This is a genomic window from Pseudomonas salmasensis (genome assembly GCF_014268375.2).
Lineage (GTDB): Bacteria > Pseudomonadota > Gammaproteobacteria > Pseudomonadales > Pseudomonadaceae > Aquipseudomonas > Aquipseudomonas salmasensis.
Window position 1 is genome coordinate 4,361,896 of sequence record NZ_CP077083.1, and the last position, 15,326, is coordinate 4,377,221.

Annotated in this window: 10 protein-coding genes; 5 read left to right on the plus strand and 5 right to left on the minus strand. The window is 62.6% G+C overall.

The annotated features are described in order from the left end of the window. Nucleotides 1-15: 15 nt before the first annotated feature. Nucleotides 16-1,716: an acid phosphatase gene (locus HU731_RS19475; RefSeq protein WP_186608471.1), complete on the minus strand. Its 1,701-nt coding sequence runs from the start codon at nucleotides 1,714-1,716 to the stop codon at nucleotides 16-18. A 201-nt stretch (nucleotides 1,717-1,917) separates the two neighbouring features. Next, entirely contained in the window at nucleotides 1,918-3,336 is a 1,419-nt protein-coding gene (locus HU731_RS19480) for a short-chain fatty acid transporter (protein WP_186608470.1), read from the minus strand. Between the two features lie 186 nt (nucleotides 3,337-3,522). Here HU731_RS19480 and HU731_RS19485 point away from each other — a divergent pair, with 186 nt between their 5' ends. After that, a complete protein-coding gene (locus tag HU731_RS19485; RefSeq protein WP_186608469.1) occupies nucleotides 3,523-4,812 on the plus strand; it encodes an MFS transporter in 1,290 nt (429 codons plus the stop codon). Between the two features lie 3 nt (nucleotides 4,813-4,815). On the opposite strand, the gene HU731_RS19490 is transcribed toward HU731_RS19485, so the two are convergent. Continuing rightward, nucleotides 4,816-6,186: a GntT/GntP/DsdX family permease gene (locus HU731_RS19490; protein WP_186608468.1), complete on the minus strand. Its 1,371-nt coding sequence runs from the start codon at nucleotides 6,184-6,186 to the stop codon at nucleotides 4,816-4,818. Between the two features lie 217 nt (nucleotides 6,187-6,403). Between HU731_RS19490 and HU731_RS19495 the strand changes: the two genes are divergently transcribed. From HU731_RS19495 to HU731_RS19510, 4 genes are all read left to right on the plus strand, one after another. Next, the gene (locus tag HU731_RS19495; protein WP_186608467.1) at nucleotides 6,404-7,309 is read left to right on the plus strand and encodes a cation diffusion facilitator family transporter; all 906 of its coding nucleotides are present in this window, start codon (nucleotides 6,404-6,406) and stop codon (nucleotides 7,307-7,309) included. 109 nt (nucleotides 7,310-7,418) lie between these two features. Continuing rightward, nucleotides 7,419-8,645 (plus strand): TolC family protein, encoded by a 1,227-nt coding sequence (locus HU731_RS19500; protein ID WP_186608466.1) that lies wholly within the window; start codon nucleotides 7,419-7,421, stop codon nucleotides 8,643-8,645. Between the two features lie 19 nt (nucleotides 8,646-8,664). Continuing rightward, nucleotides 8,665-9,771, plus strand: coding sequence for an efflux RND transporter periplasmic adaptor subunit (locus HU731_RS19505; protein ID WP_186608465.1), 1,107 nt, complete (start codon nucleotides 8,665-8,667; stop codon nucleotides 9,769-9,771). An 18-nt stretch (nucleotides 9,772-9,789) separates the two neighbouring features. Further along, nucleotides 9,790-12,933, plus strand: coding sequence for a CusA/CzcA family heavy metal efflux RND transporter (locus HU731_RS19510; protein WP_186608464.1), 3,144 nt, complete (start codon nucleotides 9,790-9,792; stop codon nucleotides 12,931-12,933). 137 nt (nucleotides 12,934-13,070) lie between these two features. Here the strand turns inward: HU731_RS19510 and HU731_RS19515 are convergent, their stop codons facing one another. Together HU731_RS19515 and HU731_RS19520 are read right to left on the minus strand one after the other, a co-directional pair. Next, nucleotides 13,071-14,468, minus strand: coding sequence for a heavy metal sensor histidine kinase (locus HU731_RS19515; RefSeq protein WP_186608463.1), 1,398 nt, complete (start codon nucleotides 14,466-14,468; stop codon nucleotides 13,071-13,073). Next, on the minus strand, nucleotides 14,465-15,139 hold the full coding sequence (locus HU731_RS19520; RefSeq protein WP_003188303.1) for a heavy metal response regulator transcription factor: 675 nt from the start codon (nucleotides 15,137-15,139) through the stop codon (nucleotides 14,465-14,467). The genes HU731_RS19515 and HU731_RS19520 overlap by 4 nt, the downstream gene beginning before the upstream one ends. Between the last annotated feature and the right edge of the window lie 187 nt (nucleotides 15,140-15,326).

Genomic DNA, 15,326 nt, shown 5'->3' on the forward strand with positions numbered 1-15,326 from the left:
TTATTGGATAAGCCCCTACAGGCTGAACTGCAGGGCATTGCTCAGATCGCCCATGGGCTTCTGGCCGCGCGCGATCATCGCGTCATCGCGTTGCTTGAGGCCGTCCAGGGTCTCCAACTGGAACACCCGGGTGATCAACCGCAGGATCGATGCCGTGTCGTACACCGTATGGTCCACCGTGCCTTTGCGGGCAAACGGCGACACCACCAGCGCCGGCACCCGCGAGCCTGGGCCCCAGCGGTCGCCCTGAGGCGGCGCCACGTGGTCCCACCAGCCGCCGTTTTCATCCACGGTCACCACCACCACCATGTTTTTCCACTGCGGGCTCTCTTGCAGCACCTTCAAGGCGCGGGCGATATGGCGGTCGCCCGAGGCCACATCAGCATAGCCGGCGTGCATGTTCAGGTTGCCCTGGGGTTTGTAGAAACTCACGGCAGGCAGCTTGCCAGCCTGGGCGTCGGCGAAGAACCGGTTGGTGCTCGACTCATCGCCCAAGCCACCGTCGCGCAGGCGCTTGGCACGTTCTGCGGGGTTTTGCGGCCCTTGCTGCTTGAAGTAATTGAACGGCTGGTGGTGGTACTGGAAATTCGGAATCTTGGGGATGCCGCCGGAGTCCTTGAACTGCTCCAGGGTGGCTTGCCACGCACCGGCGTACCAGGCCCAGTCGATGTTCTTTTTCGACAGCTTGTCGCCAATATGCTCGTGGGTTTGCGGCACCAGCACATTGGGCAGGTCGGGCTTGGAATAATCCGGGTTTTGCGGGTCGCGGATCCAGGTGGGCCAGTAGGGTGGGGCCAGGGTGTTTACGCCGTAACCATCGGGAGTCAGCGCGCTGGGGCCAAATTGTGGCGGGCCGGTCATGGCGCTGGCCGGGGACGTGTCCAGGGGCTTGAGGCGCGTGTCGCTGGGGTCATCGCTTTGCAGCGTGGCGATCTGCGCCTTGGCCACCGACTGCGCGGCATTGGGATAAAACGGCGCGGTGGCGCTGATCAGGTACTGGTGGTTGAGAAACGAGCCGCCAAACGCGCCCTGGAAGAAGTTATCGCACAGCACGAACTCCTTGGCCACGTCCCACAGGCGCAGGGCATAACGGCTCTGGGCGTAATGGGCCATCACCAGCCCACCGGAATCGCCCCAGGCGACAAAACCATCATTCTTGCCGCCGTTGATCTGCATCTGGTTCTGGTAGAACACGTGCCACAGGTCGCGAGTCACCAGGCTCAATGGCAGGTCTTCGCCCTGCGGGCCTTTGAGGGCGAACGGTGCGTTGGGCAGGTTTTCCTGGAATTGCACTTCGCTTGGGTAGGTCACCCCGTCCACCGTTTGCGGGCCGACCTGCAGCACACCGCCCCAGCTCGGTGGCAGGGCAGGCAATACGCTGCCATCGCGGTCGCGCTGCTGGAAGTCCTTGGCGGTTAACGCCGACAGCGGTTTTTCCACTCCGGGGAAATCTGCGAACAGGTTGTTGAAGCTGCGGTTCTCGGCGTAAATCACCACCACGGTCTTCACCTGCTCGCGCAATGCCCTATCCAACTCCTGAGGCGTGAGCGGCCGGGTCACGGGTGGGCTCGGTGCTTCGCTGGTATTGCCGCAGGCACTCAAAGTCGCACCCACCCCCAACACCGCCGCACCGCCGAGGAAGCGCCGACGGCTGGTGTCTACCGTCGGTTGGATGGCGGAATCGGAGGAGGGAAGGTCTTCGTGCTCATCACTCATTGCGGGAGAGTCCTTGGCGAGATGTTGCAAGATATTTCGCAGGACGGTAGCAACGGAATGTGACGGAACAAAGACAGTCTTGATAGCGCTACAGAACAAACTGTGGGAGCGGGCTTGCTCGCGAATGCGATGGATCAGTTAATGAATCCGCTGACTGACACTCCGGATTCGCGAGCAAGCCCGCTCCCACACCGACCGCTGTTAGGGCATCACAGGCGGTAAATACTTCAACGTCGCCCCCAACGCCCACAGCAAAAACAACACCAGCGGTGTATGCACCAGCAGTTGCACAAACGAAAACCCGATCAAATCCCGCGCCTTCAGCCCCAGCACACCCAGCAACGGCAACATATAAAACGGGTTGATCAAGTTCGGCAGCGCCTCGGCGGCGTTGTAGATCTGCACCGCCCAGCCCAGGTGGTATTGCAGGTCATTGGCCACTTGCATCACATACGGGGCTTCGATGATCCACTTGCCGCCACCCGAGGGGATGAAGAAACCCAGCACCGCCGAGTACACGCCCATCAGCAGGGCGTAGGTGTCGTGGGAGGCGATGGAGGTGAAGAACGTCGAGATATGGTGCGCCAGGGTCTGGCCGTCGCCGCCCTTGACCACGGTCATCAGCGCGGCAATCGAGCCGTACAGCGGAAACTGGATCAGCACGCCGGTGGTGGTCGGCACCGCACGGGCCACGGCATCGAGGAAGCTGCGCGGGCGCCAGTGCAGCAGCGCGCCAACCATGATGAACAGGAAGTTATAGGTGTTGAGCCCCGAGATGGCGCTGATCGCCGGCTTCGTCGAGAACTCATGGAACAGCCAGCCGGCCGCCAGCAACGCCAGCAGAATGGTCAGCAATGGGCTGTGTTCCAGCCATTCACCGGGGCGCGTTGGCGCTTGCGGCTTGGGCAGGTTGAAGGCCGGGTCAATGCCGCAGGCCTTGGCATCCCGGGCGCTGTTGGGGCCCGGCGCGGTGGCGTAGGCGATGATCAGCGACACCACGATCAGCGCCAGCAACAGCACGCCGGATTGCCACAGGAAAATGGTCTCGGTAAACGGGATCATCCCGGTGATCGACAGGATCGACGGCGGCAAGCTGGCAGGGTTGGCCTGCAACTGCGCGGCCGACGACGACAGCCCCAGCGCCCATACGGCCCCCAGGCCCAGGTACGCCGCAGCGCCAGCGGCGCGGTAGTCCATGCGCAAATCCGTGCGCCGGGCCAATGCCCTTACCAGCAAACCGCCGAACACCAGGGACAGGCCCCAGTTAAGCAACGACGCCACCATGGAGATCAACGCCACCCAGGCCACGGCCGAACGGCCATTCTTGGGAATGCGCGCCAGGCGGTCGATCAACTTCACCGCAGGCGGTGAGCTGGCGACCACGTAACCGCCGATCACCACAAAGGCCATCTGCATGGTGAACGGGATCAGGCTCCAGAACCCATCGCCAAATGCCTTGGCCGCTTCGGCCGGTGCGGCGCCCATGCCCAGAGTCGCCACGGCGACGATGATCACGGCGAGGGCGGCAAACACCCAGGAGTCAGGAAACCAGCGCTCGGCGAAGTTGGAGCAACGCAGGGCAAATCGGGCATAGCGGCTGTCTTCGATAGCATCGGCCACGAGTCTTTCCTCTTGTAGTTATTATGGGGTTTGGCAGTTTTACGGCATGTTCCTCTACGGCCATTGATTTGGGAATGTAGTTATCTTCAATGATCAATGAGTAAAACAAATATATCCGTCGCGATTGCCATCGATGGGCTCAGCTCATAACCTGCACGCCATTTTGTTTGTCTGCCGAGCCTGCACATGACTGCCACCTTTTCCCCACGGGCGCAGCGTTTTTCCCGCTCCGACTACAAAACCCTGGGCCTGGCCGCCCTCGGCGGCGCCCTGGAAATCTACGACTTCATTATCTTCGTGTTCTTTGCGCTGACCCTCAGCCAACTGTTCTTCCCCCCAGAAATGCCCGAGTGGCTGCGCCTGCTGCAAAGCTTTGGCATCTTCGTCACCGGCTACCTCGCCCGCCCACTGGGCGGCATCCTGATGGCGCACTTCGCCGACCACCTGGGGCGCAAGCGCGTGTTCAGCCTGAGCATCCTGATGATGGCCTTGCCCTGCCTGCTGATCGGCATCATGCCGACCTACGCGCAAATCGGCTATTTCGCCCCGCTGATCCTGCTGGCGCTGCGCGTGCTGCAAGGCGCAGCGGTGGGCGGCGAAGTGCCCAGCGCCTGGACCTTCGTCGCCGAGCACGCACCGCGTCACCACCGTGGCTACGCCTTGGGTTTTTTGCAGGCCGGCCTGACCTTCGGTTACCTGCTTGGGGCGCTGACCGCCACCTTGCTGGCGCAAGTCTTCACCCCCGCCGAAATCCTCGACTACGCCTGGCGCTTCCCCTTCCTGCTTGGCGGCGTATTCGGTGTGATCGGCGTATGGCTGCGCCGCTGGCTCAGTGAAACCCCGGTGTTCCTGGAAATGCAGGCGCGCCGCCAGGCCGCCGCCGAAATGCCCTTGCGCACCGTGCTGCGCGACCATCGCGCCGTGCTGCTGCCGGCGATGATCCTCACCTGCGTGCTGACGTCTGCCGTGGTGGTGCTGGTGGTCATCACCCCGACCATGATGCAGAAAACCTTCGGCATGAGCCCCAGCCATACCTTCGCCCTGAGTGCCCTGGGCATCGTCTTCCTGAATATCGGCTGCGTGCTCGCCGGCCTGCTGGTGGACCGCATCGGCGCATGGGGCGCGGTATTGGTCTACAGCCTGTTGCTGCCGGTGGGCATTGCGCTGCTGTACGCCAGCCTGATCGCCGGTGGTGTGTGGCTCGGTGCGGCGTATGCCGTGGCGGGCCTGAGTTGCGGCGTGGTGGGCGCGGTGCCGTCGGTGATGGTCGGGCTGTTTCCGGCGCAGGTGCGGGTGTCGGGCATTTCCTTCACCTACAACATTGCCTATGCACTCTGGGCAAGTACTACACCGTTGTTATTGATCGCGCTGATGCCGACCAGCCCGTGGATCTGCGTGGGGTATTGCGTGGTGATGGGGGCGGTGGGGGTGGCAAGTGTGGCGCTGTTTGGCAAGCGCCACACCTTGGCCGCCTGAGGGTCAGGTCAGGAAGTGCCAGAGCAACAAGGTCCCCACCAACCCGACCACCGAAACAATCGTCTGCAACACCGACCACACCCAGATCGTCTGTTTCAACTGCAAGCCAAAGTACTCACGCACCATCCAGAACCCGGCGTCGTTGACGTGGCAGAAGAACACCGAGCCGGCGCCGATGGCCAGGGCGACCAATGAGCTTTGCGTCGCCGCCAACCCGGCCATCATCGGCGCGAGGATCCCGGCGGTCGTGGTGGTGGCGACGGTGGCCGAGCCGGTGGCTTGGCGCAGGGCCACAGCGATCAGCCAGGCCAGCAGCAGGTAGGGCATGTGTGCGCCTTCGGCGACCTTGCTGATGGTCTGGCTGACGCCGGCGTCCAGCAGGGTTTGCTTGAGGCCGCCGCCGGCGCCGATTGTCAGCAGCAGTACGGCGATGGGCGCCAGGGCTTTGCGCAGGGTGGTGCCGACGTCGGCGCGTGGCATGCCCGCCGCCCACCCCAGGCAAACCACCGCAGCGATTACCGCCAGGCCGAGGGCGACCAGCGGTTCACCGAGGAATTTCAAGCTCAGGGCGAGGGTGCTTTCCGGCGCCAACGCGACTTTGGCCAAGGTGCTGCCGAGCATCAGGATTACCGGCAACAGAATGATCAGCAATGACACACCGAAGCTCGGTTGGCGCGGGGCCTTGGGCGGTGCGCTGAACAAGGCGCCGATATCGGCCGGTTCATCCACGTGCAGGCGCTTGGACAGCCAGTTGCCATACAGCGGCCCGGCCAGGATCACGGCCGGTACCGCCAGGCAAAAACCCAGCAACATGGTCAGGCCCAGGTCGGCGTGCAATGCGCCTACGGCAATCAGCGGCCCCGGATGCGGCGGCATCAAGGCATGCAAGGTGGTCATGCCCGCCAGTGCCGGGATGGCGATTTTCAGCAACGGCTGGTTCGAACGCTTGGCCATCACAAAGATGATCGGCACCATCATCACCAGGCCCACTTCGAAGAACAGCGGCAGGCCGATGACCATGGCGACCAGCGCCATCACCCAGGGCAATGACTTGCCTTTGCCCAGCCCGAGCAACGTGGTGGCAATACGGTCGGCCGCGCCGGATTCGGCCATCAGCGCGCCGAGCATCGCACCCAGGGCAATGATGATCCCGGCTTCCCCCAGAATCGCCCCGGCACCTTTGCTGAACGCCTTGGCCACTTCTTCCGGCGGCAGGCCGGCGCCGACCCCGGCGATAAAAGTGCCGATCAGAATCGACAGAAAGGGCGGCAGTTTGGTCGCGCTGATCAGCACAATGATGCTGGCGATGGCCAACAATACGCAGAGCATGAGGCGGGTGTCGTGAACCATCCACGCGGCAGTCGATAACTCCAAGACGGGACTCCTTATCGAGCAGGTTGGCTAATATGTTTCTTTTTGTTTCAGCCTGAAAAGCATACCTGATACAACGCCCCCAACGCGTGCATGGGCGATTTTGGTGCGCTTGAAGGTAACGACGCTCTGGCGCGCAGATGACAATTTTGCAAACCATGCCCGTGGATCTGGCCTATAGCTCTATGATCCGCCCCATCCCAACCCACGAGGACATTCCATGAGCGCAGGACACAGCCACGCCCAAGTACGCGCCGGCCACGAACGCAAGTTATGGATCGCCCTGGGGCTCACCGGCAGCTTCATGCTGGCCGAAGTCATCGGTGCCTTTGTCACCGGCAGCCTGGCACTGTTGTCCGATGCGGCGCACATGATGACCGACGCCCTGGCCCTGGCGATTTCCCTGGTGGCGATCCAGGTCGCCAAGCGCCCGACGGATCGCAAGCGCACCTTCGGTTATGCGCGCTTCGAGATCCTGGCGGCCGCCTTCAATGCATTGCTGCTGTTCGCCGTGGCGTTCTACATCTTGTACGAGGCTTACCAACGGCTGCAGGCGCCCGCCGAAATCCAGTCCACCGGCATGCTGGTGATTGCGCTGCTGGGGCTGGTGGTCAACCTGATCTCCATGCGCCTGCTCAGCGCCGCCAGCGGCGAGAGCCTCAACGTCAAGGGCGCCTACCTGGAAGTCTGGAGCGACATGCTGGGCTCCGTCGGCGTGATCATTGCCGCGCTGGTGATCATGTTCACTGGCTGGGGTTGGGTCGATTCCGTGGTCGCGGCCGCCATTGGTTTTTGGGTGTTACCGCGCACTTGGACGTTGCTCAAGGCGAGCATGAACATCCTGCTGCAAGGTGTGCCGGAGGGTGTGGATATCGAGCAGGTGGAGCAGGGCATTCGCAGCGTGCCTGGGGTCAAGGACGTGCACGACCTGCATATCTGGGCCCTCACCAGTGGCAAGAACGTGTTGAGTACGCACCTGGTCGCGGATGCGTCCCAAGGCAGCGAGCAGCAGATCCTCAGCCGAGTGACGGAATTACTGCACGAACAATTCGATATTTCCCACGCCACGATCCAGGTCGAGGGCGAAGGTTTTCAACATGACGATCACGACGAAGTGCATGCCTGAGCCTGGCTAACGGATTTGTAATCTTTCGCCCACGGCCCTGATAAGTACCGAAAGCTACATTGCCCCCGCTGGGAAACCTCAGCGACTTCATGGGCGTGGAACTCTCGTTATGGCAATTTTTGTTAGAACACTGTTGGGGGCGGCGGCATTGGCATTGTGGATATCCGCAAACGTCGCCCAGGCACAACCCCTCACCCTCGATGCAGCCTTGCAAACCGCCTTCGCCAACAACCCGGACCTGGCGGCCGCACAATGGGAAATCGACATCGCCCAGGGCGGCCGCCAACAGGCCGGCTTGATCCCCAACCCGGTGGCCTCCTGGGACGCCGAAGACACCCGCCGCAACAGCCGCACCACCAGCATCAAACTCAGCCAGACCCTGGAACTGGGCGGCAAGCGCGGTGCACGCATCGAAGTGGCCAGCCGTGCCCAGGATGCCGCCGCGCTGACCCTGGAGCAGCGTCGCAACCAGTTGCGCGCCGAGGTCATCGACAGCTACTACGGCGCCCTGCGTGCCCAGGAACGCCTCGATCTGGCGCAACGTTCCATGACGCTTGCCGAACGCGGCCTGGTGGTCGCCAATGGGCGCGTCACCGCTGGCAAATCGTCGCCAGTGGAAGCCACCCGCGCCCAGGTGCAGGTGTCGGAAATCCGCCTGGAATTGAACCGCGCCCAGATCGGCCTCACTGACGCCTACCGTCGCCTCGCCACCAGCACCGGCAGCGCCGCCACCGACTTCCAGGCCGTCGCAGTGCCAAGCACCTCCGTACCGGCGTTACCCGCCGCCGCGCCATTGCTGGCACGCCTTGAGCAAACCGCCGAATTGCGCCTGGCCGAACTCAATATTGTGCAGAACGAAGCCAGCGTGGGCCTGGAAAAAGCCCAGCGCATTCCAGACCTGGATGTGTCCATAGGCAGCCAATACGACGCCAGCGTGCGCGAACGGGTAAACCTGGTGGGCGTGTCGATGCCGATCCCGCTGTTCAACCGCAACCAGGGCAACATCCTCGCGGCCACTCGACGCGCCGACCAGGCCCGCGACCTGCGCAACGCCGCCGAACTGCGCCTGCGCACCGAAACCCGCCAGGCCCTGGACCTGTGGCAAACGGCGAATACCGAAGTGCGTGCGTTCAACCAGCAGATCCTGCCCGCCGCACAAAGTGCGGTAGACAGCGCCACCCGTGGCTTCGAGATGGGCAAGTTCAACTTTCTCGACGTGCTCGACGCCCAGCGCACCTTGATCGCGGCTCGCACCCAATACCTCGCGGCGACCGCCCAGGCCACCGAGGCCTGGGTACGCATCGAACGCATTTACGGCGACCTCGCCCGCTTTTGATTTTTCCTGGAGTCTCCTGATGAACAAAAAACATGGCATGGCGCTCGCCGTCGCCCTGGGCCTGATGCTATCGGGCCTCGCCCACGCCGAGGAAGAAGAAGGCAAGCTCGAACTCACCGAGCAGCAGATTCAAGCCGCCGGCATCCAGTTGGCCCAGGCGCAACCGCGCGCCATCAGCACCGTGCTGACGCTGCCGGGCGAGGTGCGTTTTGATGAAGACCGTACCTCTCACATCGTGCCTCGTGCGGCGGGCGTGGTGGAGGCGGTGAAGGTCAACCTGGGCCAGTCGGTGAAGAAGGGCGAACTGTTGGCGGTGATCGCCAGCCAGCAGATTTCCGACCAGCGCAGCGAATTGGCGGCCAGCGAACGCCGGGTCGAACTGGCGCGCACCACCTTCCAGCGCGAGCGTCAGTTGTGGCAGGACAAAATCTCTGCCGAACAGGATTACCTGCTGGCGCGGCAAACCCTGCAAGAAGCCGAAATCGCCCTGAACAATGCGCGGCAAAAGATGACCGCCCTCAGCGGCAGCGCGGTATTGGCCGGCGGCAATCGTTATGAACTGCGTGCGCCCTTCGCCGGTGTGGTGGTGGAAAAACACCTGGGGGTGGGCGAGGTGGTCAGTGAAACCAGTAATGCGTTCACCCTCTCGGACCTGTCCCTGGTGTGGGTCACCTTCGGCGTATTTCCCAAGGACTTGAACAAGGTTCGCGTGGGCAAACCGGTGAAAGTCAGCTCGACGGAAATGGGCACCGAAGTGCTGGGCACCGTGGCCTATGTGGGCAACTTGCTCGGTGAGCAGACGCGTACCGCCACCGTGCGCGTGACGGTGCCCAACCCCGACGACGCCTGGCGCCCGGGCTTGTTCGTGGCCGTGCAAGTGGCCACCGATACCTACCAGGCCAAGGTCACCGTGCCGCAAACCGCGATCCAGACCGTCGAGGACAAACCCTCGGTATTTGTGCGCACCGCGGACGGCTTTATCACCCGCGATCTGGAACTGGGCGTCAGTGAAAACGGCTACGTCGAAGTGCGCAAAGGCCTGGAGGCCGGCGCGCAGGTGGCGACGGCTGGCAGCTTCATCCTCAAGTCCGAACTGGGCAAAGGCTCGGCCGAACACGCCCATTGACCCTGCGAGTGATTCCCCATGTTTGAGCGCCTTATCCAATTCGCCATCGAACAGCGCATTGTCGTGTTGCTGGCGGTGCTGTTGATGGCCGGTGTCGGCATCGCCAGCTATCAGAAACTGCCCATCGACGCGGTGCCTGACATCACCAACGTGCAGGTGCAGATCAACTCGGCGGCGGCCGGTTTTTCGCCGCTGGAGACCGAGCAACGCATCACCTTTCCCATCGAGACGGCCATGGCCGGCCTGCCGGGCCTGCAGCAGACGCGTTCGTTGTCGCGTTCCGGTTTGTCTCAGGTCACGGTGATTTTCAAGGACGGCACCGACCTGTTCTTTGCCCGCCAACTGGTCAACGAACGCCTGCAAGTGGCCCGTGAGCAATTGCCCGATGGCATCGAAACCGCGATGGGGCCGATTTCCACCGGCCTTGGGGAAATTTTCCTGTGGACCGTCGAAGCCGAGGACGGTGTGCGCAAAGAGGACGGCACTCCGTACACCCCCACCGACCTGCGGGTGATCCAGGACTGGATCATCAAACCGCAGCTGCGCAACGTGCCGGGCGTGGCCGAGATCAATACCATCGGCGGCTTCGCCAAGGAATACCAGATTGCGCCAGACCCCAAGCGCCTGGCCGCTTACAACCTGACCCTCAACGATCTGGTCACCGCGCTGGAGCGTAACAACGCCAACATCGGCGCCGGCTATATCGAGCGCAGCGGCGAACAGTTGTTGATCCGCGCGCCGGGCCAGGTGGCGTCTATCGACGACATCGCCAACATTGTCATCACCACCTCGGACGGCACGCCGATCCGCGTGCGCAATGTGGCCCAGGTCGACATTGGCCGCGAGCTGCGCACTGGCGCGGCCACCGAAAATGGCCGTGAAGTGGTGCTGGGCACGGTGTTCATGTTGATCGGCGAGAACAGCCGCAGCGTGTCCCAGGCGGTGGCGAAAAAGCTTGAGGAGATCAACCGCTCGCTGCCCGAAGGCGTGGTGGCGGTCACTGTTTACGACCGCACCAACCTGGTGGAAAAAGCCATCGCCACGGTGAAGAAAAACCTCTTCGAAGGTGCGCTGCTGGTGGTGGCGGTGTTGTTCCTGTTTTTGGGCAACATCCGTGCGGCGCTGATCACGGCGATGGTGATCCCGCTGGCGATGCTGTTCACCTTCACCGGCATGTTCACCAACAAAGTCAGCGCCAACCTGATGAGCCTCGGCGCGCTGGACTTCGGCATCATCGTTGATGGCGCGGTGGTGATCGTCGAGAACGCCATCCGCCGCCTCGCCCATGCGCAACAGCGTCATGGCCGGTTGCTGACCCGCAGTGAGCGCCTGCACGAAGTGTTTGCCGCGGCCAAAGAGGCGCGACGCGCGTTGATCTTCGGGCAGTTGATCATCATGGTGGTGTACCTGCCGATCTTCGCCCTCACGGGTGTGGCCGGGAAGATGTTCCACCCCATGGCATTCACGGTGGTGATTGCCTTGCTCGGCGCGATGATTCTGTCGGTGACCTTCGTACCGGCGGCGATTGCGTTGTTCGTCACCGGCAAGGTCAAGGAAGAAGAAAACTTCGTCATGCGCAGTGCGCGCCGGGTGTATGACCCGGTGCTCAACTGGGTGATGGTACGTCGGCCCCTGGTGTTCGGCCTGGCCGCTTTGACCATCGTCGTCTCGGGCCTGGTTGCCAGCCGCATGGGCAGTGAATTTATCCCCAGCCTCAGCGAAGGCGACTTTGCCCAACAGGCGCTGCGTGTGCCCGGTACCAGCCTGACCCAATCGGTGCAGATGCAGCAGCAACTGGAAAAAACCTTGCTGGCCCAAGTGCCGGAAATCGAGCGCGTTTTTGCGCGCACCGGTACGGCGGAAATCGCCTCCGACCCGATGCCGCCGAATATTTCCGACAGCTACGTGATGCTCAAACCCAAGGACCAATGGCCAGACCCGAAGAAGTCCCGCGAGGCAATCATCGCCGATATCCAACGGGCCAGCGCGATTGTGCCGGGCAGCGTGTATGAGCTGTCGCAGCCAATCCAGTTGCGCTTCAATGAACTGATTTCCGGGGTGCGCAGCGACGTGGCAGTGAAGGTGTTTGGCGATGACATGGCGGTGCTCAACACCACCGCCGGGGAAATCGCCGAGACCTTGCAGAAGCTCAGCGGCGCCTCGGAAGTGAAGGTGGAACAGACCTCCGGCCTGCCGGTGCTGACCATCAATATCGACCGCGACAAGGCCGCTCGCTTTGGCCTGAATGTGGGCGATGTGCAGGACACCATCGCCGTCGCTGTCGGTGGGCGCCAGGCCGGTACGTTGTACGAGGGCGATCGGCGTTTTGACATGGTGGTGCGCTTGTCCGACACGTTGCGCACCGATATCGACGGCTTGTCACGCCTGTTGATTCCGGTGCCGGCGCTGGCGAGTAGTACCTCGGGGCAGTTGGGCTTTATCGCCTTGTCCCAGGTTGCCAGCCTCGACCTGGTGCTGGGCCCCAACCAGATCAGCCGCGAGAACGGCAAACGCCTGGTGATCGTCAGCGCCAACGTGCGTGGGCGCGATATCGGCTCGTTTGTCGAGGAGGCCGAAGCCGCCATCGCCACCCAGGTGAAAGTCCCGGCCGGTTACTGGACCACCTGGGGCGGCCAGTTCGAACAGTTGAAAGAGGCTTCTGAGCGCTTGCGTATCGTAGTGCCGGTGGCGTTGCTGCTGGTGTTCGGCTTGCTGTTCATGATGTTCAACAACCTTAAGGACGGCCTGCTGGTGTTTACCGGCATCCCCTTCGCGCTGACTGGCGGGATCATGGCCTTGTGGCTGCGCGATATTCCGCTGTCGATTTCGGCGGGGGTGGGCTTTATCGCCTTGTCAGGTGTGGCGGTGCTCAACGGCCTGGTGATGATTGCCTTCATTCGAAACCTGCGCGAGGAAGGCCGCTCGTTATCGGTGGCGATCCACGAAGGCGCGTTGACCCGCCTGCGCCCGGTGCTGATGACCGCGCTGGTGGCGTCCCTGGGCTTTATCCCCATGGCACTCGCCACCGGCACCGGCGCTGAAGTACAACGCCCGTTGGCGACGGTGGTGATTGGCGGGATTATTTCCTCGACCTTGCTGACATTGCTGGTGCTGCCGGCGTTGTACCAATGGGCCCATCGCCGCGATGAAGAGACCACCTGAATACGTTGAGAATGCCGCAAAATAAAGGCTTGCCCTAATATCTGTAGGAGCGAGCTCGCTCGCGAAAAACTCATAGGCACCGCGTTTATTCAGGACACACGCGTTATCGTTGACGTTTTTCGCGAGCAAGCTCGCTCCTACAAAGCGCAAGCCCCTTGGGGAAACACCAGGCTGAACCGCGTAAAACGCCCAGGCTGGCTGGTGACATGAGCATGCCCCTGATGCAAATGCATGATCGACTTCACAATGGCCAAGCCCAACCCGGTGCCGCCCTCGGCGCGGGTACGGCTGCTGTCGGCGCGGTAGAAGCGTTCGAACAGGTGCGGCAGGTGGTGGGCTTCAATGCCACGCCCTGGGTTGCCCACCGACAGCGATACGCTCTGCTCGTAGGTCTCCACCAACAGCAACACGGTGGACGCCTCGGGTGTGTGGCGAATGGCATTGGAGAGCAAATTGGAAATCGCTCGCTGGATCATCAGCCGGTCACCGGTCACCCAGGCGTCGCCGCGCAGGCTCAGGGTGACGTGTTTGTCTTCGGCACTCAGGGCAAACAACTCCATCACGCGCTGGGCTTCCTGCGCCAGGGACACCTCGGTGAATGAGGCCCGCGCCGCCGGGTGGCTGACCTGCGCCAGAAACAGCATATCGCTGACAATCCGCGCCAGGCGTTCGAGCTCTTCGGTGTTGGATTCCAGCACCGCCTTGTATTCCTGCGGCGGGCGCTGGCGCGACAGGGTCAACTGGGCCTTGCCCATCAGGTTGGTCAGGGGCGCACGCAGTTCGTGGGCCAGGTCATCGGAGAACTGCGAGAGTTGTTGCACCCCGGCATCCAGGCGGTCGAGCATCACGTTGATGCCGTGGGCGAGTTCACCGAGCTCGTGGGGCAGGTTGTCCACGGACAAGCGATGGGTGAGGTCTTGGGTGGTGACTTTCGCCGCCACCTGGCTGAACTGCTTCAACGGTGCCAGGCCCCTTTGCACCAGCCACCAGGCGCCCATGCCAATCAGTATCAACAGCAGCGGCAGCGCAATCAGCGTGGCGCGCAGGTAGGCACTGAGCAGCGCCTGGTCGTCCATCCGGTCCAGGGACAGCAGCACCCGCACACGCTCACCGCTGGCCAGGCGCATCAGGCTGGAGGCACTGAGTATCTGGTTGCCGTAGCTGTCGACCCAATTGAGGTAGCCCAGGGTTTCCCGTGGCTTGAAGTCGGTGAGCAGTGGTTCCTGGGGCTTGCTGCCGACGTTGAGCAGCACGCTGTTATCGGGCGCGGTACCGACGATGGTCAGGTGGAAATTGTCGTGGCCCATCACCAGGTCCATCAGCGAGTGCGGGCGGGCGCGAATACCATGGGCGTCCAGGCCCAGGGCCAGGCTGTGCTGGATCTGCTCCATCTTGCTTTCCAGGTTCTTGCGCGCGAGCTTTTCCAGCTCATGGGTGAGGGCCAGGTAGGCCAGGGTCGCCAGCAGCAGCACCAGGCCTGCGCCCATCAGGCTGACCGTCAGGCCCAGGCGCATCGACAGGCTGCCGGTCTTCATGGGCGCGCCTCAAGCACATAGCCCACGCCGCGAATGGTGTGGATCAGCTTGACCTCGCTCTGGTCATCCACCTTGGCGCGCAGGCGGCTGATGGAGACTTCCACCACATTGGTGTCGCAGTCGAAATTCATGTCCCACACCAGGGAAATAATCTGCGTGCGGGTCAGCACTTCGCCGGCCTGGCGCATCAGTACTTGCAACAGCGCGAACTCCTTGGTGGTCAGGTCGATGCGCCGGGCGCCGCGATAAGCGCGGTGGCGGCGCGGGTCCAGTTCCAGGTCCGAGACGCGGAACACTTCCGGCTGTGGAATGTGCTCGCTGCGGCGCATCAGGGTGCGTACCCGTGCCAGCAGTTCGGGAAACTCGAACGGCTTGACCAGGTAATCGTCGGCGCCCATGTCCAGGCCCTTGATCTTGTCAGCCAGCCGGCCACGGGCGGTCAGCATCATCACGCGCTGGGTGCCGTTGCGGCGCAATTCTTCCAGTACTTGCCAGCCATCCTTGCCCGGCAGATTGACGTCCAGAATCACCAGTTCATAGGCGTGTTGCCCGGCCAGGTGCAGGCCGTCGATGCCATTGGCGGCGCAGTCGACCACGTAGCCACTTTCGTTCAGGCCCTGTTGCAGGTAGTCGGCGGTTTTCTGCTCGTCTTCAACCACAAGAATACGCATGGGGGGTTACCTCTTGAATTAGGGGAGAGAAGGCGCCCATTTCCCTATGGTGGCGGTTTCGGAAGTGGGAAAAGTCTGAAGGCTGAAGTAACTCTAGGGTCAACTGCGACCGTCGGTCGCACCGCGCCGCAGGCAAAAAAAACGCCCCAGCGGGGCGTTAAAAATTCATCTCTTTCCAAAGGAGCTA

Coding starts and splice junctions, on each gene's coding strand:
- HU731_RS19475 (WP_186608471.1), bottom strand. CDS start 1,716: ATGAGTGATGAGCACGAAGACCTTCCCTCCTCCGATTCCGCCATCCAA.
- HU731_RS19485 (WP_186608469.1), top strand. CDS start 3,523: ATGACTGCCACCTTTTCCCCACGGGCGCAGCGTTTTTCCCGCTCCGAC.
- HU731_RS19495 (WP_186608467.1), top strand. CDS start 6,404: ATGAGCGCAGGACACAGCCACGCCCAAGTACGCGCCGGCCACGAACGC.
- HU731_RS19500 (WP_186608466.1), top strand. CDS start 7,419: ATGGCAATTTTTGTTAGAACACTGTTGGGGGCGGCGGCATTGGCATTG.
- HU731_RS19505 (WP_186608465.1), top strand. CDS start 8,665: ATGAACAAAAAACATGGCATGGCGCTCGCCGTCGCCCTGGGCCTGATG.
- HU731_RS19510 (WP_186608464.1), top strand. CDS start 9,790: ATGTTTGAGCGCCTTATCCAATTCGCCATCGAACAGCGCATTGTCGTG.
- HU731_RS19515 (WP_186608463.1), bottom strand. CDS start 14,468: ATGAAGACCGGCAGCCTGTCGATGCGCCTGGGCCTGACGGTCAGCCTG.
- HU731_RS19520 (WP_003188303.1), bottom strand. CDS start 15,139: ATGCGTATTCTTGTGGTTGAAGACGAGCAGAAAACCGCCGACTACCTG.